Source organism: Spongiactinospora rosea, from assembly GCF_003315795.1.
GTDB lineage: Bacteria > Actinomycetota > Actinomycetes > Streptosporangiales > Streptosporangiaceae > Spongiactinospora > Spongiactinospora rosea.
This window is the reverse complement of record NZ_QMEY01000011.1, coordinates 1-22,955: the sequence shown is the minus strand read 5'-3', so window position 1 is coordinate 22,955 and position 22,955 is coordinate 1. Positions and strand designations below refer to the sequence as shown.

The 22,955-nt window shown below is 70.1% G+C and carries 18 protein-coding genes, 2 tRNA genes, 1 rRNA gene and 1 riboswitch; of the genes, 10 read left to right on the top strand and 11 right to left on the bottom strand.

Features of this window, described 5'->3' with window-relative positions:
• Nucleotides 1-8: 8 nt before the first annotated feature.
• The 3 genes from DP939_RS23920 to DP939_RS23910 all read right to left on the bottom strand — a co-directional run bounded on the left by DP939_RS23920 (nucleotide 9) and on the right by DP939_RS23910 (nucleotide 3,122).
• A complete protein-coding gene (locus DP939_RS23920; protein ID WP_147268109.1) occupies nucleotides 9-1,022 on the bottom strand; it encodes a coiled-coil domain-containing protein in 1,014 nt (337 codons plus the stop codon).
• A 3-nt stretch (nucleotides 1,023-1,025) separates the two neighbouring features.
• A riboswitch (cyclic di-AMP (ydaO/yuaA leader) is annotated at nucleotides 1,026-1,175 on the bottom strand.
• 70 nt (nucleotides 1,176-1,245) lie between these two features.
• Nucleotides 1,246-2,325 carry a galactose-1-phosphate uridylyltransferase gene (galT, locus tag DP939_RS23915; RefSeq protein ID WP_113983008.1) on the bottom strand — a complete coding sequence of 360 codons (1,080 nt, stop codon included), beginning with the start codon at nucleotides 2,323-2,325 and terminating at the stop codon, nucleotides 1,246-1,248.
• Nucleotides 2,322-3,122: a DeoR/GlpR family DNA-binding transcription regulator gene (locus DP939_RS23910; RefSeq protein ID WP_113983007.1), complete on the bottom strand. Its 801-nt coding sequence runs from the start codon at nucleotides 3,120-3,122 to the stop codon at nucleotides 2,322-2,324. Before DP939_RS23910 ends, galT begins: the two co-directional genes overlap by 4 nt.
• 165 nt (nucleotides 3,123-3,287) lie before the next feature.
• Here DP939_RS23910 and DP939_RS49345 point away from each other — a divergent pair, with 165 nt between their 5' ends.
• Nucleotides 3,288-3,365, top strand: a complete 78-nt coding sequence (locus DP939_RS49345; RefSeq protein ID WP_404828608.1) for a 50S ribosomal protein bL37 — start codon at nucleotides 3,288-3,290, stop codon at nucleotides 3,363-3,365.
• Between the two features lie 36 nt (nucleotides 3,366-3,401).
• Here DP939_RS49345 and DP939_RS23905 read toward each other — a convergent pair whose 3' ends face one another.
• From DP939_RS23905 to DP939_RS23875, 7 genes are all read right to left on the bottom strand, one after another.
• Entirely contained in the window at nucleotides 3,402-4,853 is a 1,452-nt protein-coding gene (locus DP939_RS23905) for an MFS transporter (RefSeq protein WP_113983006.1), read from the bottom strand.
• A 92-nt stretch (nucleotides 4,854-4,945) separates the two neighbouring features.
• Nucleotides 4,946-6,319, bottom strand: coding sequence for a dihydrolipoyl dehydrogenase family protein (locus tag DP939_RS23900; RefSeq protein ID WP_113983005.1), 1,374 nt, complete (start codon nucleotides 6,317-6,319; stop codon nucleotides 4,946-4,948).
• Between the two features lie 36 nt (nucleotides 6,320-6,355).
• The gene (locus DP939_RS23895; protein ID WP_113983004.1) at nucleotides 6,356-8,074 is read right to left on the bottom strand and encodes an ATP-binding SpoIIE family protein phosphatase; all 1,719 of its coding nucleotides are present in this window, start codon (nucleotides 8,072-8,074) and stop codon (nucleotides 6,356-6,358) included.
• A complete protein-coding gene (locus DP939_RS23890; protein ID WP_113983003.1) occupies nucleotides 8,071-8,265 on the bottom strand; it encodes a hypothetical protein in 195 nt (64 codons plus the stop codon). The genes DP939_RS23895 and DP939_RS23890 overlap by 4 nt, the downstream gene beginning before the upstream one ends.
• 436 nt (nucleotides 8,266-8,701) lie before the next feature.
• Nucleotides 8,702-10,075, bottom strand: coding sequence for a TrpB-like pyridoxal phosphate-dependent enzyme (locus DP939_RS23885; protein ID WP_225878460.1), 1,374 nt, complete (start codon nucleotides 10,073-10,075; stop codon nucleotides 8,702-8,704).
• 61 nt (nucleotides 10,076-10,136) lie between these two features.
• Nucleotides 10,137-11,027, bottom strand: coding sequence for an LLM class flavin-dependent oxidoreductase (locus DP939_RS23880; protein ID WP_113983182.1), 891 nt, complete (start codon nucleotides 11,025-11,027; stop codon nucleotides 10,137-10,139).
• 152 nt (nucleotides 11,028-11,179) lie between these two features.
• Nucleotides 11,180-11,253 (bottom strand) — tRNA-Gly (locus tag DP939_RS23875).
• 89 nt (nucleotides 11,254-11,342) lie between these two features.
• On the opposite strand from DP939_RS23875, the gene DP939_RS23870 reads away from it, so the two are divergent.
• Nucleotides 11,343-11,416, top strand: a tRNA-Pro gene (locus DP939_RS23870).
• Between the two features lie 13 nt (nucleotides 11,417-11,429).
• Here the strand turns inward: DP939_RS23870 and DP939_RS23865 are convergent.
• Nucleotides 11,430-11,924 carry an ATP-binding protein gene (locus DP939_RS23865; protein WP_113983002.1) on the bottom strand — a complete coding sequence of 165 codons (495 nt, stop codon included), beginning with the start codon at nucleotides 11,922-11,924 and terminating at the stop codon, nucleotides 11,430-11,432.
• Nucleotides 11,925-12,202: 278 nt separating this feature from the next.
• Here DP939_RS23865 and DP939_RS23860 point away from each other — a divergent pair, with 278 nt between their 5' ends.
• The 8 genes from DP939_RS23860 to DP939_RS23825 all read left to right on the top strand — a co-directional run.
• Nucleotides 12,203-13,069, top strand: a complete 867-nt coding sequence (locus DP939_RS23860; RefSeq protein WP_113983001.1) for a helix-turn-helix domain-containing protein — start codon at nucleotides 12,203-12,205, stop codon at nucleotides 13,067-13,069.
• 297 nt (nucleotides 13,070-13,366) lie between these two features.
• A complete protein-coding gene (tig, locus tag DP939_RS23855; RefSeq protein WP_113983000.1) occupies nucleotides 13,367-14,788 on the top strand; it encodes a trigger factor in 1,422 nt (473 codons plus the stop codon).
• A 434-nt stretch (nucleotides 14,789-15,222) separates the two neighbouring features.
• A complete protein-coding gene (locus DP939_RS23850) occupies nucleotides 15,223-16,809 on the top strand; it encodes a Na+/H+ antiporter (RefSeq protein ID WP_113982999.1) in 1,587 nt (528 codons plus the stop codon).
• 128 nt (nucleotides 16,810-16,937) lie between these two features.
• A complete protein-coding gene (locus DP939_RS23845) occupies nucleotides 16,938-17,582 on the top strand; it encodes a ClpP family protease (RefSeq protein ID WP_113982998.1) in 645 nt (214 codons plus the stop codon).
• Between the two features lie 11 nt (nucleotides 17,583-17,593).
• Complete coding sequence (locus tag DP939_RS23840; protein WP_113982997.1) at nucleotides 17,594-18,238, top strand: ATP-dependent Clp protease proteolytic subunit; 645 nt, start codon at nucleotides 17,594-17,596, stop codon at nucleotides 18,236-18,238.
• Between the two features lie 191 nt (nucleotides 18,239-18,429).
• Entirely contained in the window at nucleotides 18,430-19,713 is a 1,284-nt protein-coding gene (gene clpX, locus DP939_RS23835; RefSeq protein WP_113982996.1) for an ATP-dependent Clp protease ATP-binding subunit ClpX, read from the top strand.
• A gap of 29 nt (nucleotides 19,714-19,742) precedes the next feature.
• Nucleotides 19,743-22,340 (top strand): valine--tRNA ligase, encoded by a 2,598-nt coding sequence (locus tag DP939_RS23830; protein ID WP_113982995.1) that lies wholly within the window; start codon nucleotides 19,743-19,745, stop codon nucleotides 22,338-22,340.
• A gap of 511 nt (nucleotides 22,341-22,851) precedes the next feature.
• Nucleotides 22,852-22,955 (top strand): 16S ribosomal RNA (locus DP939_RS23825); the annotation flags it as partial.

Sequence of the window (22,955 nt, the reverse complement as noted above, 5' to 3'; positions counted from 1 at the left end):
ACTCCCGCTCAGTGCATGGAGATGTGCACGTGGTCGAAGTGGTTCTGGGTGATGCTGCCGCGGTCTGACATTCCGCGCCAGCCCGAGCCGCCGATCGTGTAGATGCGCTGCTTCCAGATGACGTACTTCACGCCGATCTTGCCGCCGTTCTTGATGACCCACAGCGCCATCGCGTCGCCGAGCGCCTGCCGGGCGGCGGAGGGCATGGAGCCGCCCGTGCTGAGCATGAAGTCGCACGCCCGGCCCAGCGGGTGCTCGCCGCCGCCGCCCGACCGGTAGCAGCCGATCGTGGAGGTCAGCTCGAAACGCTCCTTGATCTCATCGCGCATCACGCGGGTGCGGGGCGTGATGTTCTCCGGGCCGGTCGGCAACTGGGGGGCCCAGGTCCCGTCGCCGCGCCTGCCCAGCCCGGCCGGGATGAGCTTGTCGAGCCGCTTTTCGATCTCGTCGATCAGGTCCTCGGCCTCCTTGCGCCGCTTCTCGACGTCGTCGGCCTGCTCGGCGATGCGGGTGGTCAGTGCGGTGGCCTCCTGTGCGGCCTTCTTCCGCTCGTCTCGGGCGGTGGAAAAGTCCTTCAGGTAGGCGGCCTCCTCGGCGGCCATCTGGGTCAGGACGGCCGCGCCGCCCATCCCCTGGCCGAACAGCACCGTGGGCAGGCTGGTGTCGCTGCCCTGGTAGCGCATGCCGGCGATGTCGCCGATCCGGTCGGCGGCCGCGCTGTAGGCGGACTCTGCGGTGGTCAGCCGTGCCTTGGCCTTCTTCTCGGCCTTCTTGGCGCCGGCGAGTTCGACGCGCTTGGCGTTGTACTGCTCGATCAGCCCGTCCACCTTCTTGCCGAGCTTCTTCAGCTGCGCTTTCAGCTCGGCCTTGTCCGGTTTGGGGGCCGCGGCCACGCTGCTCGCGGGAAGCAGGACGAGGCCCGAGGCGGTGGCCAGCGCGCAGGCGGCGGCGACGGCACGGTTGCGCCAGGGGCGGGACGCGGGGATCGACGTGCGGGACAACGTGGGGGACGATGCCGCCACGCACACTCCTCTCCTGTACGCCTACCGGGTTAGCTGACGGGTTCGGGCAGGAGGGTGCCCTACCACCGGCGGGGGGCCGCCGTGGATTCACCCCAGGTGCTTCTGGGTCCCCGGTTCCCGGGCGAGGCGCCCGGGATTAGGCGGTCGGCCGTTGCGGCCGCTGCGTGTGGATAGTAGTGGTAAACGCGTGGCAATGCGACATCAAACCGGAATCATCTGGTAATCAGTTTGTGACCATGGCACGCAACAGCCGGGCGGCTTCCTCGGGCGACACGTCATTGACGAACGCGCCCATCGCGGACTCCGACCCGGCCAGGTATTTCAGCTTGTTGGACGCTCTGCGGATGCTGAACAGTTCCATGTGGAGATGGGAAAGTTCCCGTCCGGTGGCGACCGGCGCCTGGTGCCAGGCCGCGACGTACGGCATGGGCACCCCGAACAACCCGTCCAGCGCGCGCAGCACGCCGGTGTAGAGCGGACCGAACGCCGCCCGCTCCGCCGCGTCCAGCCCGCAGAGGTCCGGCACCCGGCGGTGGGGGTAGAGGTGCACCTCGTACGGCCAGCGCGCGGCGGCCGGCACGAACGCCGTCCAGTGGTCGTTGGCCGCGACCACCCGCACCCCCGCCTCCCGCTCGGCCGCCAGCACGTCGGCGAACAGGTCGCGCCCGGTCCGCTCGGCGTGCCGGGCGGCCACCTCCAAGGTCCGGCGGGTCCGCGGCGTCACGTAGGGATAGGCGTAGATCTGCCCGTGCGGGTGGCCCAGCGTGATCCCGATCTCCGGCCCGCGGTTCTCGAAGACGAAGACCTGCTCGACGCCGGGCAGCGCGGACAGCTCCGCCGTACGGTCGGCCCAGGCCGCCATGACCAGCTCGACCCGGCCGGGGTCGAGGTCGGCGAAGGACGCGTCGTGGTCGTCGGTGAAGCACACCACCTCGCACCGCCCGGTCCCCGGCCGCGCCTCGCTCAGTCCGCCCACCACCGGCTGCTCGCCGGGCTGGGCCGAGAAGGACGGGAAGCGGTTCTCGAAGACCACCACGTCGTAGGAGGCGGCGGGGATCTCGGTGAGCCGCCCCGGCTCGGACGGGCACAGCGGGCACTCGCCCGCCGGAGGCAGGAACGTACGGCCCTGCCGGTGGCCCGCGATGGCGATCCACTCGTCGGTGAGCGGGTCGCGGCGCAGCTCGGAGGCGGGCGGCCGGGGCGGCAGGTCGCGCTTGTCCGGGGCGGCGCGGTCGGCGTCGTCGCGCCGGTCGAAGTAGATCAGCTCACGGCCGTCGGCCAGCTCGGTGACGGTGCGCTTCACAGGCTCTCCCTCGTCTCGGCGGGCTCGCGGTCCGCGATGACCAGCTCTCCAGCGGAGGCCGCCAGCTCGTCTCTCGCGTGGGCGGGCAGGCACTCGTCGCTGATCACCACGTGGGCCTCGGTCAGCTCGGCGATGGTGCTGATGCCCACCACCCCCCACTTGGTGTGGTCGGCAGGGACCACCAGCCGCCGGGCGCAGGCGACCAGCTCCCGGTCGGTCTCGGCCTCCAGCAGGTTGGGCGTGGTGAAACCGGCCCGCGCGCTCATCCCGTGGACGCCGAGGAACAGCGTGTCCACGTGCAGCCTGCGGATCGCGGCCACCGCGACCGGGCCGACCAGCGCGTCGGAGGGGGTGCGGACCCCGCCGGTGAGCACCACCGTGCGGTCGGCGCGCGGCACCCGGTGGAACACGTCGGCGACCCTGATCGAGTTGGTGATCACCGTCAGCTCGGGGACCTCGACCAGGTGGCGGGCGAGGGTCCAGATGGTGGTGCCGGCCGACAGCGCGATGGCGGTGCCCGGCCGTACCAGGCGGGCAGCCGTACGCGCGATGGCGTCCTTCTCCGGCTGCTGGCGCGCGGACTTGGCGGTGAACCCGGGCTCCTCGGTGGAGCCGGGACCGGTCGCGGTGGCCCCGCCGTGCACCTTGTCGACCAGGCCGCGCTCGGCCAGGACCTCAAGGTCGCGGCGGATCGTCATGTCGGAGACGCCGAGCTCCCGCACCAGGTCGGCGACGCGGACGCCGCCGGTGGCGCGGACCCGCTCAAGGATCGCCTGGCGGCGCTGCTGGGCCAGCATCCCACTCCTTCCAACAGATTCCACCAAATTATGACATAGAGCGCGACAGCTCTTGTTGGTTCGTGCGCGGCCTCGACGGAAAGGGCCCGCTCGGCAGGCTTGCCGGACGGCCCGAGCGGGCAAGTGGGGGAGTATCCGCAACCGGAGGAAGGCGGTGTCACACCGATGGCACGACGCTCGCGCAAGAGCCGGGCCCGGAAGAAGAAGAAGGCCAACCACGGCAAGCGGCCCACGGCCCGCTGACCGGCGCCACCCCGCCGCCGCGCCCGGCGGGGCGGCTCAGCCCGGCTGGGCGGCGTCCGGGAGAGGGTCCGCGGGCATCGGTACCACGCGCCCCGCGGCCTCGTCCGCGGGATGCGGGTGGCGCGGGATCAGCAGCGCGACCAGCAGCCCCGCCACGGCCGCCGCCGCGGCGAGCAGCATCGCCGCGCGCAGCCCGGCCAGCGAGGGCAGCGGCCCGAAGGGAGTGGCCACCGTCATCTGCGCGAGCAGCGCGCTGATCACCGCGCTGGAGGCGGCGGTGCCCACCGCGCGCATCAGCGCGTTCAGCCCATTGGCGGCGGCGGTCTCGGTCGCCGGGACCGACGCCATGATCAGGGCGGGCATCGCCGAGTAGGCCAGGCCGAGCCCGGCGGAGGTGATGACCGTGGTGATGACCACCTGCCAGGCGGCGTCCATCAGGCCGGCCCCGGCCAGGTACCCGACGGCGAGCACCGCGATCCCCGACACCAGCGCGGCCTTCGGCCCGGACCGCCCGGCCACCCGCGCCGAGACGGGCGAGAGCAGCATCATCACCAGCCCGCTGGGCGCCATGCACAGCCCGGTGGCCAGCAGGTCCAGCCCGAGTCCGTGGCCGGTGCTCAGCGGGGCCTGCAGGAGCTGGGGCAGGATGAGCGACATCGCGAACAACGCGAACCCCACCAGTACCGAGGCCACGTTCGTGAGCAGTACCGGCCGCCTGGCCGTGGTGCGCAGGTCGATCAGCGGGTGACGCACCCGCGACTCCAGCCACCCCCACAGCGGCAGAATGATCGCGGCCGCGCCGAACAGGCCGAGGGTGATCGGGCTGCCCCAGCCCCAGTCGCCGCCCTTGGAGATCGCCAGCAGCAGGCAGAGCAGTCCGGCGGTGAGCCCGGCGGCCCCGGCGAAGTCGAACCGCCCGGGGGCGCGGACCGGCGACTCCCGCACCACCAGCAGCACCAGCGCGAGTGCCAGCGCGCCCATGCCCGCCGCGGCCCAGAACAGCGCGTGCCAGTCGGCCCGCTGCGCGACGAACGCCGCCAGCGGCATGCCGACCCCGGCTCCCGCGCCCAGCGTGGCGCTCATCAGGGCCATCGCCGAGCCGAGCCGGGCGGGCGGCAGCACGTCGCGCATGATGCTGATGCCGAGCGGGATCACGCCGATCGCGCAGCCCTGGATCGCGCGCCCGGCCACCACGACCCAGAGCGAATCGCTCAGCGCGCAGATCAGCGATCCGGCGATCATCATGCCCAGGCTGACCAGCATCATCCTGCGCTTGCCGTACATGTCGCCGAGCCGGCCGCCGACCGGGTTGCACACGGCGGCGGCGAGCAGGGTGGCGGTGATGACCCAGGAGGCGGCGGCGGGCGTGGCCGACAGCAGCCGGGGGAGGTCGGGGATGATCGGTACGACCATGGTCTGCATCAGCGCGACGGAGATCCCGCAGAGCGAGAGGACGGCGACGACGCTTCGCGACGATGAAGTGGACAATGCGTCCTTCCCCCACGAACGGCAACCTATGCACCGTACATGTATATGTCGGGAAAGTCTTCATCACCCTCTGTGAAAGGGGGGATTCCAGGTCAGCGGGACAGCTCGGCGAGCGCGTCCATGATCCCGCGGTGGAAGGTGGGGAAGGCGTAGATCATCTCGTTCAGCCTGGTCACCGGGACGCGGGCGTGCACGGCGAGGGTCAGCATGCCCAGCGGCTCGCCGCCGCCAGGCCCGGCCGAGGTCGCGCCCACCAGCACGCCGCCGGCGGCGACCAGCTTGAAGAAGCCCTCCGCGCGGTGGATCCAGCCCCGGCCGCCCAGGCCGCTCGTCGCGGTGCGCACCTCCAGGCCCTGCCTGCGGGCCTGAGCCTCGGTGAGCCCCACCGAGCCGATCTCCGGGTCGGTGAAGGTGACCCTGGGCACCGCGTGGTACTCGGCCTCGTGGACGGGCTCGCCAAGGATGTCCTTGACCACGATGTCGGCCTGGTACATCGAGACGTGCGTGAACGCCCCGCGCCCGGTCACGTCGCCGAGGGCCCACAGCTTGCCGCCCGCGCGCATCCGCCCGTCGGTGGCGATCGTCCGCGCCGCCTCGTCCAGCCCGGCCGCGCCCACGCCCAGCGCGGCGAGGTCGCTGTGCCGCCCGGTCGCCACCAGCAGCCGCTCGCCCTCGGCGGTGGAGCCGTCGTTCAGGTGCAGGGTGAACCGCTCGCCGTCATGGACGGCCCTCGTGGCCCGTACGCCGGTGCGCAGCCCGATGCCGTCGGCCCGGAAGGCGCCGGCGACCAGCTCGCTCGCCTCCGGCTCCTCGGCCGGCAGGACGCGATCCGCGGACTCCACCATGGTCACCGACGCGCCGAACCTGGCGAACACCTGCGCCAGCTCCGCCCCGATCGACCCGGCGCCGAGCACCACCAGCGAGCCGGGCACCTCCTCGGCCTCCATGGCCTCGCGGTTCGTCCAGTACGGCGTGCCCGCCAGCCCCTCGATCGGCGGGATGGTCGGCTGCGACCCGATCGCCAGCACGATGCCCCGGGTCGCCCGGAGCACGGTGACCCCGTCGCCCCCCGGACGCACGGTGATCTCGTCCGGCCCGGTCACATGGCCCCAGCCGCGGACGAAGTGCCCGCCCTTGGCGGTGAAACGCTCCACGGCGGCCCGGTCGTCCCAGTCGTCGGTGGCCTCGTCGCGGATGCGCCGGGCGACCGGCGACCAGTCCGGCGAAACGGTCGAATCACCCGCCATCCCCGGCACGCGCCGGGCCTCGGCGATCAGGTCGGCGGCCCGGACCATCATCTTCGACGGGATGCATCCCCAGTACGGGCACTCGCCCCCGAACAGCCGGCCCTCCACGGCGGCGACGCGCAGGCCCGCTTCGGCGAGACGCCCCGCGACGTCCTCGCCGCCGGGGCCGCCGCCCACCACGATCACGTCGAACACGTCGGACTCGGCACGCTCCGCCATACCCCGAAGCCTAACGTTTCCTGACAAATGCACTGGTCAGGGCAGTCTCACCTCACACCAGACAATCTTCCCGGTACTGGTCGGGCGGCTGCCCCAGCGGTAGGAGAACCGGTTGATCAGGTTGAGCCCGCGCCCGGCCTCGTCGTCCAGGTCGGGCCGCCACATCGAGGGCGGCTGCGGCGAACGGTCGGCCACCTCGCACAGCAGTGTCGAGCCGCGCAGCAGGCGCAGCTCGATCGGGCCGCTGCCGTGGTTGACGGCGTTGGCCACCAGTTCGCTCACCACCAGCTCGGTGGTGTCCAGCACCCCGGTCTGCCCCCACGAACGCAAGGTGGTGCGGACCAGCCACCTGGCCTCGCCCGCCGAACGCGCCTCGAACGGCAGCGTCCAGCTCGCGAACTCGGCGGGGGACAGGTCGCGCACCCGGGCCAGCAGCAGCGCGATGTCGTCGCGCTCGTGCGGCGGGCGCTGGGTGGCGATCGTCGCGTCGCAGAGATCCTCAAGGTCCTGGTAGCTGCATTCGAGCACCCGCCGCAGGTCTCTGATGCCCGAGTCGAGGTCGCGATCTCTGCTCTCCACCAGGCCGTCGGTGTAGAAGGTGAGCACGCTGCCGGTCGGCAGCGTCAGCTCGCGCATCTCGAATGCCTGACCGCCGATGCCGAGCGGCAGGCCGGGGGGTAACTCGATCAGCTCCGTGCCGCCGTCCGGGCCGAGCAGGATCGGCGGCACATGACCGGCCCGGCCGATGGCGCAGGTGTGCGTGATCGGGTCGTAGGTGGCGTAGACGCAGGTGGCGATCTGGGTGGCGTCGAGGTCCTGGGTCATCCGGTTGAGGCGGAACAGGACCTCCTTGGGCGTGAGGTCCAGGCTGGCCAGGGTGCGCGCGGCGGTGCGGAGCTGGCCCATGGTGGCGGCGGCGCGGGTGCCGTGCCCCATCACGTCGCCCACGACCAGCGCGACCCGGTGGCCGGGCAGCGGGATCACGTCGTACCAGTCGCCGCCGACGCCGGTCAGGTCGCTGGCCGGGAGGTAGCGGGAGGCGATCTCCAGGCCCGGCGGCGCGGGCAGGTCGGCGGGCAGCAGGCTGCTCTGCAGGGTCAGCGCGGTACGCCGTTCCCGGTCGTACAGGCGGGCGTTGTCCAGGCACAGCGCGGTACGACCGGCCAGCTCCTCGGCCAGCGCCACGTCCTTCTCATGGAAGGCCGGGCTGTCCGGCATCCTGGTGAACACCACGAACCCCAGCACCCGGCCCCTGGCCGACAGCGGCACGATGAGGATCGAGGCGTCCTCCAGCAGCGAGATCTTCACGTCCCGCTTCCAGGTCGGCGCGATCTCCCGGGCCGTGCCGACGTCCATCCGGGGATAGAGGATGGTCTGGGCGGTGGCGATGCACCGCGTGTACGGCGACCAGGCCGGATAGGTGGTGACCTCGTCCAGCGGGAACGCCGGCCGGTAGGCGCCCGCCCGGCTCGTCGCGCCCACCGCGATCCTGCGCACGGTCGCCGTGCCGTCCGCCGTCCGCCCCGGGAACTCCCCCTCCGACACCAGCCGGTCGTGCACCAGGACCCCCGCCGCGTCGGCGAACCGCGGCACGGCCACCTCCATCAGCTCGCGGCCGGTCTGCCGCAGGTCCAGGGTGCTGCCGATGCGCCGGCTCGCCTCGTTCAGCAGCGACAGCTGCTCCTCGACGGTCGCGGGGCTGCTCAGCCGCCGCTGCTCGGGGGAGCCGGGGTCGATCACGAAGTCGGCGGTCATCCGGCGTTGCCCCGGTCCGGAGCGGGCCGCGGCGCGGACCGCAGGCCGACGTCGGAGGTCCCGGTGGGGCGCGCGCCTGCCCCCACGGCGTTCCGCTCGACGGTCGGCGCGCGGCCCGCGGCGGCCGGGCGTGCCGCGCAGGGGGACCCGTTGTGCCCGCCACCCATCACGAAGCCGTCGAATTCGGTCACAATTTTCTCCTGACTCGCAAACCTGACCATTCGTGTGGTCAGTTGACTGGGGTTCCGGCCAGCAGGAGGCGTGCAGGCGGTCCTGACTCCTCACCTCGAAGTCTAGTAACGATGGATCTTCTCAAAGCGCCAAAATCGGGGCTATTTCTAGAAAAAGCTATAACGATAGCGCAGTGTAATGAACGCCGTTCGGTTCACGGGCGCCGCGGCAGGCAGTGGATCCGCTCGGCGTACTCCGGCGAGCGCGGACCCTGCCCGAACAGGTCGCGAACCAGGTCCGGGAGACGCCCGCGCTCAGTTAATCCGGACGGTCAGGGTTATCTAGGGATTTTGCGGACCCTTCGGTCACTCCTTGCCGGACCGGTAGATGTCCGGAGGCCGGGATTGCGTGCATTCTTCATGACATGGCGCGCAACCCGGCCGCCAGATGACCGCCTCAGCGCACCGGAAGTGCGGCCAGGGCCGCGTCGATCCGCTCCTGCGGAAGAGTGAAGTCCCGCATCTCGCCCGACAGGTATCTGTCGTAGGCGGCGAGATCGAAATGCCCGTGGCCGCACAGCGCGGTCAGGATCACCTTCGGCTCCCCGCTCTCCTTGCAGCGCAGCGCCTCGGCGATGGCCTCGGCCACCGCGTGCGCGGGCTCGGGGGCCGGGACGATCCCCTCGGTACGGGCGAACCGCACGCCCGCCTCGAAGCACTCCGTCTGGCTCCTGGCCACCGCGCCGAACATCCCCAGCTCGTACAGATGCGACAGCAGCGGGGACATGCCGTGGTAGCGCAGGCCGCCCGCGTGGATCGGATCGGGCACGAACCCGTGCCCCAGCGTGTGCATCTTCAGCAACGGTGTGAGCCCGGCGGTGTCGCCGAAGTCGTACGCGTACGTGCCCCGGGTGAAGGACGGGCACGCCGCGGGCTCCACCGCCCGGATCTCCGGGGCGATCCGCCCGGCCAGCTTCTCCCGCAGGAACGGGAAGGCCAGCCCGGCGAAGTTGGAACCCCCGCCCGTGCAGCCCACGATCAGATCCGGCGTCTCGCCGAACGCGGCGAGCTGTTCCAGCGCCTCCTCGCCGATCACCGTCTGGTGCATCAGGACGTGGTTGAGCACCGAGCCCAGCGCGTACCTGGTGTCGTCCGCGCCGGCGGCGACCTCCACCGCCTCGCTGATCGCGATGCCCAGGCTGCCCGGGCCGTCCGGGTCCCCGGCCAGGATCGCCTCGCCCGCGCGGGTCAGCGGCGACGGGCTGGCGTGCACGGTCGCGCCGTACACGCCCATCAGCGACCTGCGGTGCGGCTTTTGGTCATGGGAGGCGCGGACCATCCAGATCTCGCACTCCAGGCCGTACTGCGCGCAGGCGAACGCCAGCGCCGTCCCCCACTGACCCGCCCCGGTCTCGGTCGTCAGCCGCCTGATGCCCTCCCGCGCGTTGTAGTGGGCCTGCGGGACGGCGGTGTTGGCCTTGTGCGAGCCGGACGGCGAGCCGCCCTCGTACTTGTAGTAGATGCGCGCCGGGGTGCCCAGCGCGCGTTCCAGCCGCCTGGCCCTGATCAGCGGGGTCGGCCGCCAGAGCCGGTAGACGTCGCGCACGTCGTCCGGGATCGGCACGAACCGCTCCGCGCCGGCCTCCTGCGCGATCAGCTCCATCGGGAACAGCGGCGCCAGATCCTCCGGGCCGACCGGCCGCCCGGTGCCGGGATGCAGCGGCGGGGGCGGCGGGGCCGGGAGGTCGGCCACGATGTTGTACCAGGTGCGGGGGATGCGGGACTCGTCGAGCAGGACTCGGGTGGCCTCGTGCGCCATGCGGGTCTCCATGGGCTGTACCGGAGTGACCTCCACCACTTTCCTCCGCCGCCCGGCGTCACGGAAGCCTCGATCAGCCTTTGCGCTCGCGCGCCACCCGCTCGCGCACCTCCGGGACGACCTCCTCGGCGTACCGCCGCAACTGCGTCTCCTGGTCGCCCTCGGCCCACAGGACGAAGGAGTCCATCCCGTATCCGACGGCCACGTCGGTCAATTCCTCGGCCCACTGCTCGGGCGGGCCGTGCAGGAAGCCCTCGGAGGGCCCGTCGGTGATCGTGCCGTTGATGTTGTAGATCCGCCTGATCGCGCTCGGCTCCCGGCCCGCCGCGGCGGCGGCCTCGTCGATGCGCGCGTGCAGCTCCGGCAGCCGGTCCGGCGGCGCGTAGGGCGAGGAGGGCAGCCAGCCGTCCGCCCGCGCGCCGGTGAGCGCGAGCGCCTTGGGCCCGTACACGCCGAGCCAGATCCCGATCGGGTGGGCGGGCGCCGGCCCTGGCCGGGCCCCCGAGACCCGGTAGTGCTGACCCTCCAAGCGCACCGAGCGCTCCTCGGACCACAGGCCCCTGATGATCGTGATCGCCTCGTCCAGCGCCGCCCTGGCCTCGCCCGTGGTGCGGCGCGGCCCGCCGTACGCCTCGATCGCGTCCCAGATGGCACCGGACCCGAGCCCCAGCTCCATCCGGCCGCCGCTGAGGACGTCCAGGCTCGCCGCGGCCTTGGCCAGCACGGCGGGCGGGCGCAGCGGCAGGCTCGCCACGTCGGGGAACACCTTGATCCGCTCGGTCACCGCCGCCACCATGCTGAGCAGCGTCCAGGTCTCGACGTACGACCGCTGGTAGGGGTGGTCCTGCACACCGATCAGGTCGAGCCCGAGCCGGTCGGCCAGCCGCGCGCGTTCGAGCAGCGGGTCGTCGGCGTTCGGGATGAGAAAATAGCCGAATTCCAGCGGTAGTCCGTAATCGCCCATCACGTCCTCCTGATGCCCAGCGGTCCCGCGCCGCATGTACGGCATGGGCGGAAACCCGATCGGCAGTGAGGTTGTTCCCGGGCCGGGAAATGGCGCTTGACCTGCGTAAATGAAGCGGAAAGCGGCGGCTTGCGCCCGGAGGCCGAAGGCCGTGGAGCGGACGACGGGAATCGAACCCGCGTAGCCAGTTTGGAAGACTGGGGCTCTACCATTGAGCTACGTCCGCGCGAGCCGGTCGTCGTCTGGTCTAGACTTCATCCGGTCGTCAGGGCGTAAGCGTACCGGAGTTCCGGAAGGCTTGCGCACCGGGCGTCGCGGGGCGTGGCGCAGCTTGGCAGCGCGTCTGGTTTGGGACCAGAAGGTCGTGGGTTCAAATCCCGCCGCCCCGACGGGGACCGCCGCCTATCGGCGGCCGGTCTCCTCGTGGCTGAACAGCGCCCACACGGCCTTGCCGCCGGTGTCCAGGTGATTCCAGCCCCAGTCGCGGCTGTAGGTCTGCACGATGTACAGGCCGCGGCCGTTCTCGGAGATGAAGTCGGGCTCCTTGGGCACCGGGATCTTGTCGCTCGGGTCGCAGACCGCCAGTACGACGTGCCGGCTGATCCGGACCAGCGTCAGCGTGATCTGCCCCGCGGCGAACTGATCGGGGTAGAGCGCGTAGCGCACGGCGTTGGTGACGAGTTCGGAGACCACCAGTGCGGCGTCGTCGCCGAGATCGCCGAAACCCCACGTCCCCAGCGTCGTCCTGGTCACGTCGCGGGCGAGCTTGACCGAGTCGGCCTGGGGGGACAGCGGGGTGGTGGTCGTCTCGCTGGAGGGGAAGTGCAGCAGGTCCGGGAATCTGACCCAGTGGTGGATCCGTAGACAGTCGGCAGTGGACGTCGGCTGCTCCACCATGCTGCCGTTACCTCCCGCTGTCCCTCGCGAAGACATGTACCACTACCGCTTTTATGGCTTAGTGCCCTCTTTAGCGCACTATGCACTAGGCCATCATGGGACACCTGATCGCGAGCTGCAAGACCCAAATGCACGTGCAGGTGCATTGTGCAAGCGCATGGGCGGTTACTTGCCGGTACTTGGATAAGCTTGCGAATCGGACACGGGGTTGAGACCTTGCCATAGGCCCGGGAAGTAGTGACACTGTGTGCGCTGGTGCAACGTGACAGGAGGGTGTCGTGACGCACACACAGCCGGGAGCAGGACCCACGGCTCTGCGTATCCTCCTGGGCTCGCAACTCCGCCGGCTTCGCGAGGCGAAGGGGATTTCCAGGGAGGAAGCGGGTCACCTGATCCGCGGCTCTGAGTCCAAGATCAGCAGGATGGAGCTGGGCCGGGTCGGCTTCAAGGAGCGCGACGTCTCCGACCTCCTGACCTTCTACGGGGTCGAGGACGAAGGCGCCCGCCGCCCTGTCATGGACCTGGTGCTCCGGGCCAACGAGCCGGGCTGGTGGCACCGCTACAACGACCTGCTGCCGTCGTGGTTCCAGGCGTACGTCGGGCTGGAGGAGGCCGCCTCCCGCATCCGCACCTACGAGGTCCAGTTCGTCCCCGGCCTGCTCCAGACCAAGGAGTACGCCCGCGCCGTGATCACCGCCGGGGCCGCCACGATCGGCCCGCACGAGATCGCCAGGCGGGTCGACCTGCGGATGGAGCGCCAGCGGGTGCTGGAGACCGAAGGCGGGCCGTTCTTCTGGGCGGTGATCGACGAGGCGGCGCTGCGCCGGCCGATCGGCGGGGCCGACGTCATGCGGGCGCAGCTCGAACACCTGCTGGAGCTGATGCGCCAGCCCAACATCACCATCCAGGTCATGCCGTTCAGCTTCGGCGGGCACAGCGCCGAGGGCGGCGCGTTCAGCGTGCTGCGCTTCGCCGACTCCGAGCTGCCCGACGTGGTCTACGTCGAGCAACTGGCCAGCGCCCTGTACCTGGACAAGCGCGAGGACGTCGATCGTTACAGCGAGGTCATGGAGCGGCTGTGCGCGGTCAGCACCACGCCCGAGGAGACCGTGGAGATCCTCGTTAAGGTCATGAAGGAGATCTGACTGCCGCGCCGTCGCCCATCGCCGCATATCTGCCCTAGACTGGCCTGCGGCGCTGGACATCGCCGCGCTGGAGCATGTCCGCAAGCGACAGGGTCCGCGAGGCGACCGACGACAGCGCCGCTCATGTGGGCGCGGCGCGCGAGCTTGCCGCGGTAGCCGTAGAGCGGGAGGGGAGAGCCGAGCCGGAAGCGGCGGGTCGTCCGCGGCCCGGTCGTCAGGCGGCGAGGCCGAACCGACCGACAAAGCACGACTTGACGCGCCCGCGATCACTCGAAGCTTGACCAAGGAGACCACCCCGTGAAGACCGCTGTCGAGGAGCTCAGCCCCACCAGGGTGAAGCTCACCGTCGAGGTGCCGTTCGAGGAGCTCGGCGAAAGCATGCAGGCGGCGTACAAGAAGGTCGCGCAGCAGGTGCGCGTGCCCGGCTTCCGCCCCGGCAAGGTCCCTGCCCGCATCATCGAGCAGCGCTTCGGCCGCGCTGTCGTGCTGGAGGAGACCCTCAACGACGCGGTTCCCAAGCTGTACGGCCAGGCTGTCGACGAGAGCGACATCTTCCCGGTCAGTCAGCCGGAGATCGAGGTCACCAAGATCGAGGACGGCGAGCAGGTCGAGTTCACCGCCGAGGTCGACGTCCGGCCCAAGTTCGAGGTCCCCGAATACTCCGACATCGAGGTCACGGTCCCCTCGGCCGAGGTGACCGACGCCGACATCGACGAGCAGCTCGACGGCCTGCGCCAGCGTTTCGCCACCCTCACCGGTGTGGAGCGCCCGGCCGCCGCCGGCGACTACGTCGTGATGGACCTCGCCGCCGCCGTCGACGGCCAGAACATCGAAGAGCAGCAGGCCAGCGAGGTGTCCTACGAGGTCGGCGCCGGTTCGGTGCTGCAGGGCCTGGACGACGCGCTGCTCGGCATGTCGGCCGGTGACCAGAAGGTCTTCACCTCCACCCTGGTCGGCGGCGAGAACGCCGGCGAGGAGGCCGAGATCACGGTCTCGGTGAAGTCGGTCAAGGAGAAGGTCCTGCCCGAGCTGGACGACGAGTTCGCCCAGCTGGCCAGCGAGTTCGACACACTCGACGAGCTGCGCGAGAGCCTGAGCGGCCAGATCCGCCACAACAAGCTGATCGACCAGGTGGCCCAGTCCCGCCAGAAGGCGCTGGACGCGCTGCTCGACCGGGTGGAGATCCCGCTGCCGGACAGCGCCCTCAACACCGAGATCGACGCGCGCAAGCACAACCTCCAGCACCAGATCTCCGACAGCGGGCTGAGCAAGGAGGCGTTCTACCGCCTCTACCAGACCACCGAGGACGAGCGCTTCAAGGAGTTCGAGGAGGCCTCGGCCAAGGCGCTGCGGACCGGCTTCGTGCTCGACAAGATCGCCAGGGCGGAGGAGCTGGGCGTCTCCGAGGCGGAGCTGACCAACTTCGTGGTCCGCCGGGCGAGCGAGATGGGCGTCGCGCCCAACGCGCTGGCCAAGCACCTCGCCGACAACGACCAGCTCACGCTGGCCATGGTCGAGATCGTCCGGGACAAGGCCAGGGCCGTCGTCGGCGACGCCGTCACGGTCAAGGACGAGGAGGGCAACCCGGTCGACCTCAAGGCCATCTACCGCGAGATCGGCGGCCCGGCCGAGGACGAGGCCGAGGCCACCGAAGCCGCCGAGGCCGGCGAGACCCCCGGCGACGAGGACTCCACGGAGACCAAGCCCGCCGCCGAGTGACGCCTTCCGGGCCGCCGTCTGCGGCGGCCCGGACGATCGCCCTCAGGCGCCCTGTGCGCCGTCGAGGGCCTGCGGTGAGTCAGGTAGGTAGTCGGGGTCCCAGGCTTGGACGATGGCCGACCACCGGCCGCACGCCACACCACCACAGACCCGCCCTGTAGGAAGCCCGGTCGCCCTGGACCGCTGTGGCTCACCCAATGCGGTGGTCCCCGCCCTTGTCCGGTAGTGGGTTCCAAGTCATCGCCCTGACGGCGGGGGACCGGTGGTCCGGGTGGGCTGTTTTGGGGCGGCGGAGGCCGCCGTCGTTCGTACACCCTCGGATCGTTCGCGGTCCGGGGGTGTTGTCGTAGGTTTTGAGGTCTTTACTGGCTTTTGTGGGGAATATGGCCTCTTGGCAATGGGGGGACAGAGCGCGCTGACGGGGTGATGTCGCGGTGAGCGGCGAGGTGTTCGTCATCGGCGTCGTACTCGCGGTGGCGCTGGTGGCGGCACGGCTGGTCGGGCGGACGTTCGGGGTGCCGGAGGCGATCGTGCTGGTCGCGCTCGGCGGGGCGGCCAGCTTTCTGCCCGGGGCGACCGAGGTCGATGTGCCGCCTGACGTCGTCCTGCACTTCTTCCTCCCGCCCCTCGTCTACCACGCCGCCTTCGTCACCGCCCCCAGGGAGGCCAAGGAGGACGCGGTCCCCATCGGGGTGATGGCCTTCGGGCTCACCCTCGTCACCGCCCTGTCGGTGATGGCCGCAGCCCTGCTGGTCGTACCCGGGCTGACCTGGCCGCAGGCACTCGCGCTCGGTGCCGCGGTGGCGCCGACCGACCCCGTGGCGGCGACGTCCACGCTGAAAAAGCTCGGTGCGCCGCGCCGGCTGGTGACCATCCTGGAGGGCGAGAGCCTGGTCAACGACGGGGTGGCGCTGACGCTGTTCGGTCTGGCGCTGGCCGCGCTGGCACACCCGGTCACGGCGGGCGAGACCGCGTTGCTGCTGGTCAAGGTGGCGCTCGGCGGTGTCGGGTACGGTCTGGCGCTGGCCTGGGCGATCGGCAGGCTGCGCCCCCTGATCAAGGACGGCGGCGGGCAGATCGTGCTATCCCTGGTCACCCCGTTCCTCGCGTACTTCCCCGCCGAGCACTTCGGGTTCTCCGGCGTGCTGGCCACCATCGTGACGGGGTTCATGCTCGGCATCCGCGGCCCCGGCATGCTCCAGCCCGCCTCACGCCTGTCCGGCCGGGTGTTCTGGGATGTCCTGGTGTTCCTGCTGGAATCCGCGCTGTTCGTCCTGCTCGGGCTGCAGATCCACAAGGTCTTCGAGGGCGTGGCGGGACAGTCCGCGGGGCGGCTGGCGGTCGCGGCGGTGCTGGTGATCGTCGTGGTGGTCGCGGTGCGGCAGGCATGGACCTGGCTGGTGTTCCCGCTGGCCAGGTTCCTGCCCGCCCGCTCGCTGGACTTCGAGCACCTGGGGCCGCGCGACCGGCTGCTGATGGGCTGGGCGGGGATGCGGGGCGCGATCACCCTGGCCATCGCCCTGTCGATTCCGCTCAGCGCGGAACACCGCGCCCTGCTGCTGTTCCTGGCCGCCGTGGTCGTACTGGCGACTCTCATCGTGCAGGCGTCCACGATCGGGCCGCTGCTGCGCCTGCTCGGCCTGCAGGAGGGCCGGGAGGCCGTGGTCGAGGAGGCGACGGCCAGGGAGGCCCTGCTCGAGGTGGCGATGTCCGAGCTGGACCGGCTGGCCGCCGACCAGAAGATCGACGATCAGACGGCCGATGTTTTCCGGCAACTTTTCGAACTTCGGCTGGACAGGGTGCGTGCCGTACTCGACGATGACGGCGACGGACCGGACGAGGACCGCGCGTCGCATGCGGCGGCCACGCCCGGCCGCGGGCTGCGGCGGGAGCTGATCACCGCACAGCGGTCAAAACTCCACGAACTGTATGCCAGCGGCACGATCGGCGCGGACACCCTGCGCCGGATAGGCCATGAACTGGACCTTGAGGACCGCCACGGCGGCACGCCCGCGCCGTGATGCGGCCTGGCGCGCGTCTACCTGCGCCGACAGCGAACAGCATCACGGAGGCGGCATGTCCGGTGCGTGGCGCGCGTTAGGGTCACAAGCAAAGCCAATCGATATACGACGCATCGGAAGGTGACGCTGTGACCAGCCCGCCGACCCTCTATCAGCCGGCCGGTTTCGAGCCCGAGTCCAGGAACCAGCCCAACGGATCCTTCCGTCTCGAAGACCAGCTCTACCAGCGGCTGCTGCGTGAGCGCATCATCGTGCTGGGCTCCCAGGTCAACGATGAGATCGCCAACCGGATCTGCGCGGAGTTGCTGCTGCTCGCGGCCGACGACCCGGACCGCGACATCTACCTGTACATCAACTCCCCCGGCGGCTCGGTGACCGCCGGCATGGCGATTTACGACATGATGGAGTATGTGCCTAACGACGTGTGCACGGTGGCCATGGGGCTGGCGGCCTCCATGGGCCAGTTCCTGCTGTGCGCCGGGGCACACGGCAAGCGGTACGCGCTGCCGCACGCCCGCATCATGATGCACCAGCCGTCCGGCGGGATCGGCGGCACCGCCGCGGACATCGCCATCCAGGCTGAGCAGATGCTCTACGTCAAGAAGACGCTGGCCGAGCGGATCGCCTCGCACACCGGCCAGCCGCTGGAGCAGATCGAAAAGGACTCCGACCGCGACCGCTGGTTCACCGCGGACGAGGCGAAGGACTACGGCTTCATCGACCAGGTCGTGCGCAGCGCACGGCAGGTGCCTTCGTCGGGTGCCGTCTCCTGAAAGGGCAAAAGGTGAGTGAGTTGATCCGGCCGGGAGACATCAACGGCCGCTACATCATCCCTTCGTTCGTCGAACGCACGACGTACGGCGTCAAGGAGATGAACCCGTACAACAAGCTCTTCGAGGACCGCATCATCTTCCTCGGAGTGCAGATCGACGACGCGTCGGCCAACGACGTCATGGCTCAGTTGCTGACGCTGGAGTCGCTCGACCCCGACCGTGACATCAGCATCTACATCAACTCGCCCGGCGGGTCGTTCACCGCCATGACGGCGATCTACGACACGATGCAGTTCGTCAGGCCGGAGATCCAGACGGTCTGCCTCGGCCAGGCGGCCTCGGCGGCGGCGGTGCTGCTCGCGGGCGGCACGCCTGGCAAGCGCTTCGCGCTGCCCAACGCCCGGGTGCTGATCCACCAGCCCTCCACCGAGGGCGGCGGCCAGGGCAGTGACATCGAGATCCAGGCGCGGGAGATCCTGCGGATGCGCAGCCTCCTGGAGGAGATCGTGGCCAGGCACACGGGCAAGTCGCCCGAGGACGTCCGGCGCGACATCGAGCGCGACAAGATCCTCAGCGCCGACGAGGCCAAGGCGTACGGGCTGGTGGACGACATCATCCCAACGCGGAAGAAGCAGGCCAAGGCCATCGCTTCCTGACGCGTCGCGTGCACCGGAACGGTGCCCAATTGGGCACCTTCCGGTGCGACTCGCCGCCAGGGGGCTCACTGAGGGCCAGGAAGACGGTAACGTCGAAACCTGAGCGGGATGACTTTTCGCACCCGGTATCCGCCCGGGGCGAAAGAAACGGACCAGGCAGCAGAACGGTCCCACGCAAAGGAGTATCTGGGGTGGCACGCATCGGCGACGGTGGAGACCTGCTGAAGTGCTCGTTCTGCGGAAAGAGCCAGAAGCAGGTCAAGAAGCTCATCGCCGGACCCGGCGTCTACATCTGCGATGAGTGCATCGATCTCTGCAACGAGATCATCGAGGAGGAGCTGTCGGAGTCCTCCGAGCTCAAGTGGGACAACCTGCCCAAGCCGCGGGAGATCTACGAGTTCCTCGACGCCTACGTCATCGGCCAGGACAAGGCCAAGAAGGCGCTCTCGGTGGCGGTCTACAACCACTACAAGCGGGTGCAGTCCGGCGAGCGGGGCCGTGACGACGGCGTCGAGCTGTCCAAGTCCAACATCCTGCTCCTCGGCCCGACCGGTTCCGGCAAGACGCTGCTGGCCCAGACCCTGGCCAAGATGCTCAACGTGCCGTTCGCCATCGCCGACGCGACGGCGCTCACCGAGGCCGGTTACGTCGGCGAGGACGTCGAGAACATCCTGCTCAAGCTGATCCAGGCGGCCGACTATGACGTCAAGAAGGCCGAGACGGGGATCATCTACATCGACGAGGTCGACAAGATCGCCCGTAAGAGCGAGAATCCGTCGATCACGCGTGACGTGTCCGGTGAGGGCGTTCAGCAGGCGCTGCTGAAGATCCTGGAGGGCACCACCGCGTCGGTGCCGCCGCAGGGCGGGCGCAAGCACCCGCACCAGGAGTTCATCCAGATCGACACCACCAACGTGCTGTTCATCTGCGGCGGGGCGTTCGCCGGCCTGGAGAAGATCATCGAGTCGCGGGTCGGCAAGAAGGGCATCGGCTTCAACGCCATCCTGCACTCCAAGGACGAGATCGACTCCGCCGACGTCTTCGGCGACGTGATGCCGGAGGACCTGCTGAAGTTCGGCATGATCCCCGAGTTCGTGGGCCGGTTGCCGATCATCACCAGCGTCCACAACCTCGACCGCGACGCGCTCATCCAGATCCTCACCGAGCCGCGCAACGCGCTGGTCAAGCAGTACCGCCGGCTCTTCGAGCTGGACAACGTCGACCTGGAGTTCGGTGGCGACGCGCTGGAGGCCATCGCCGACCAGGCGATCCTGCGCGGCACCGGGGCCCGCGGGCTGCGCGCCATCCTGGAGGAGGTGCTGCTCTCGGTGATGTACGAGGTGCCCAGCCGCCAGGACGTCGCCCGCGTGATCATCGACCGCGCCTCGGTCCTTGAGCACGTCAACCCCACCCTCGTCCCGCGCGACCAGCTCCAGGCCAAGCAGCAGCGCGCGCCCCGGGAGAAGTCCGCCTGACCCCGGCGAGGTCCCTAGAATGTGAGACCGTGACGACGCCGACACCAGAGCCGACAGCCGAGCTGCCCAGCCAGTACACGCCCGCCCAGGTCGAGACCCGGAGCTATGAGCGCTGGGTATCCGCCGGTTACTTCACCGCCGACCCGGGCAGCGAGCGGGCGCCGTTCAGCATGGTGCTGCCGCCGCCCAACGTCACGGGTTCCCTGCACATCGGCCACGCGCTGGACCACTCGATCCAGGACGCCCTGGCCCGCCGCGCCCGGATGACCGGCGCGGAGACACTGTGGCTCCCCGGCATGGACCACGCGGGCATCGCCACCCAGAACGTCGTCGAGCGCGAGATCGCCAAGGACGGCGTCTCCCGGCACGACCTCGGGCGCGAGGCGTTCGTCGAACGCGTGTGGCGCTGGAAGGACGAGTCCGGCGGCAAGATCCTCGGCCAGATGACCAAGCTCGGCGACAGCGTCGACTGGTCGCGCGAGCGGTTCACCATGGACGAGAACCTCTCCCGCGCCGTCCAGACGATCTTCAAGAGCCTGTTCGACGACGGCCTGATCTACCGCGCCGAGCGCATCATCAACTGGTGCCCGCGCTGCCTGACCGCCCTGTCCGACATCGAGGTGGAGCACACCGAGGACGAGGGCGAGCTGATCTCCATCCGGTACGGCAGCGGCGACGACGCCATCGTGGTCGCCACCACCCGCGCCGAGACGATGCTCGGCGACACCGCCGTCGCCGTCCACCCGGCCGACGAGCGCTACAGCCACCTGGTCGGCCGCGAGGTCGAGCTGCCGCTCACCGGGCGCATGATCCCGATCGTGGCCGACGAGCACGTCGATCCGGCGTTCGGCACCGGCGCGGTGAAGGTCACCCCCGCGCACGACCCCAACGACTTCGAGATCGGCCGCCGGCACTCGCTGCCGTCCGTCGCGGTGATGGACGAGCGCGGCGTGATCACCGCGCACGGCCCGTTCGAGGGCCTGGACCGCTTCGAGGCCAGGCCCGCCGTCGTCGCGGCGCTGCGCGCCGAGGGCCGTATCGTCGCCGAGAAGCGCCCCTACCTGCACTCCGTCGGCCACTGCTCGCGGTGTAAGACGGTGGTCGAGCCGCGGCTGTCGCTGCAGTGGTTCGTCAACGTCGGCCCGCTCGCCAAGGCCGCGGGTGACGCCGTGCGCGACGGCCGCACCCGCATCCACCCGCCGGAGATGGCCAAGCGTTACTTCGACTGGGTCGATGACATGCACGACTGGTGCATCTCCCGGCAACTGTGGTGGGGGCACCGCATCCCGGTCTGGTACGGCCCGGCGGGCGAGGTCGTGTGCGTCGGCCCCGACGAGGAGCCGCCCGCCGGTTACGTCCAGGACCCTGATGTGCTGGACACCTGGTTCTCTTCGGGCCTTTGGCCCTTCTCCACCCTCGGCTGGCCCGCCCAGACGCCGGAGCTGGCCAAGTTCTATCCGACGTCCGTGCTCGTCACCGGCTACGACATCCTGTTCTTCTGGGTGGCGCGGATGATGATGCTCGGCCTGTACGCCATGGACGGCCGCCCGCCGTTCCACGTGGTCGCGCTGCACGGCATGGTCCGCGACCAGTACGGCAAGAAGATGTCCAAGTCCTTCGGCAACGTCGTCGACCCGCTCGACTGGATCGACCGCTACGGGGCCGACGCCACCCGCTTCACGCTGCTGCGCGGCGCCAACCCCGGCGCCGACGTGGCGATCAGCGAGGAGTGGGCGGCCGGATCGCGCAACTTCTGCAACAAGATCTGGAACGCGGCCCGGTTCGCGCTCATGAACGGCGCGGCCGTCGGCGACCTGCCCGCCGACCTCACGGCCGCCGATCGCTGGATCCTGTCCCGGCTGCAGGGCGTCACCTCCCAGGTGGACACGGCGCTGGCGGAGTTCGAGTTCGCCAAGGCGTGCGACCTGCTGTACCACTTCGCGTGGGACGAGGTCTGCGACTGGTACGTCGAGCTGGCCAAGATCCAGATCTCCTCCGGTCTCACGGGCACCCGGCAGGTGCTCGGGCACGTCTTCGACGCGCTGCTGCGCCTGCTGCATCCGCTGGTGCCGTTCGTCACCGAGGAGCTGTGGCGGGCGCTGACCGGCCGCGAGTCCATCGTGATCGCGCACTGGCCGGTGGCCGACTCCCGCTTCCACGACCCGGGGGCCGAGACCGAGATCGCCCAGCTCCAGGATCTGGTGACCGAGGTCCGCCGCTTCCGCAGCGACCAGGGCCTCAAGCCCGGCCAGCGGGTGGCCGCCCGGCTGTCCCTGACCGGCGGCCCGCTGGAGGCGCACGAGCCGGCGATCCGCACCCTCCTGCGCCTGGACCCGCCGGGGGACACCTTCACCCCGACGGCCCGCCTCGCGGTCGGCTCCGTGACGGTCGAACTCGACACCGCCGGTGCCATCGACGTGGCGGCCGAGCGCAAGCGCCTGGAGAAGGACCTCGCGGCCGCCCGCAAGGAGGCCGCACAGACGGCGGGCAAGCTGGGCAACGCCCAGTTCATGGCCAAGGCCCCCGACGACGTCGTGGCCAACGTCCGCGCCCGCGCGGCCAAGGCCGCCGACGACATCACCCGCCTGGAAGCCCAGCTCACGGCCCTGCCTGCGGCGGGCGGCTGAGCGGTCGTCATCGAGGTGAGCCGTACGGCCGGCGCTCGGTCCGTGCGGCTCGCCCGGCCGCGGTTTAGCCATCGCCAACCACGGGTAGACCAGAGTGTTACCGGAAGGTGCGCTGGAGCGGCCGTTCAGGGTGATACAGTCTTTCTCGCAGCGCTCCTCGGCGCTGAACACCTTCTGATCGCTCCGGCAGGACGAAGACGCACCGATTTGGTGCGGATCGGACGGCCTGGTAAGTTAGAAGGGTTGCCCTGGAGACGGGGTCGACAAAATGAGGAATAGGCTTCAAGCCCCGAAGGGCTGGGTCGGCTGGTCTGATCTGGTTCGGCGGTGTACGCGCCCGTTTCTTGAGAACTCAACAGTGTGCTAAAAGCCAGTGCATGTACGAATTACATGTATGACCCCGTCACTCTCGCCTTATTTGGTGGGGGTGGTGGATTCCTTTGAACGAGACGCCGCTTATCGCCCTTTAGCCGGGTGGGTGTCTCGTGCAGGATGATGGTTCTTCAAGCATTGTTTGGAGAGTTTGATCCTGGCTCAGGACGAACGCTGGCGGCGTGCTTAACACATGCAAGTCGAGCGGAAAGGCCCTTCGGGGTACTCGAGCGGCGAACGGGT

What these genes read in the sequence shown, in the direction of transcription:
- DP939_RS23865 (WP_113983002.1), bottom strand. Translation starts at nt 11,924, where the DNA reads ATGGTGGAGCAGCCGACGTCCACTGCCGACTGTCTACGGATCCACCAC.
- DP939_RS23895 (WP_113983004.1), bottom strand. Translation starts at nt 8,074, where the DNA reads ATGACCGCCGACTTCGTGATCGACCCCGGCTCCCCCGAGCAGCGGCGG.
- DP939_RS23885 (WP_225878460.1), bottom strand. Translation starts at nt 10,075, where the DNA reads ATGGAGACCCGCATGGCGCACGAGGCCACCCGAGTCCTGCTCGACGAG.
- DP939_RS49345 (WP_404828608.1), top strand. Translation starts at nt 3,288, where the DNA reads ATGGCACGACGCTCGCGCAAGAGCCGGGCCCGGAAGAAGAAGAAGGCC.
- DP939_RS23880 (WP_113983182.1), bottom strand. Translation starts at nt 11,027, where the DNA reads ATGGGCGATTACGGACTACCGCTGGAATTCGGCTATTTTCTCATCCCG.
- DP939_RS23910 (WP_113983007.1), bottom strand. Translation starts at nt 3,122, where the DNA reads ATGCTGGCCCAGCAGCGCCGCCAGGCGATCCTTGAGCGGGTCCGCGCC.
- DP939_RS23900 (WP_113983005.1), bottom strand. Translation starts at nt 6,319, where the DNA reads ATGGCGGAGCGTGCCGAGTCCGACGTGTTCGACGTGATCGTGGTGGGC.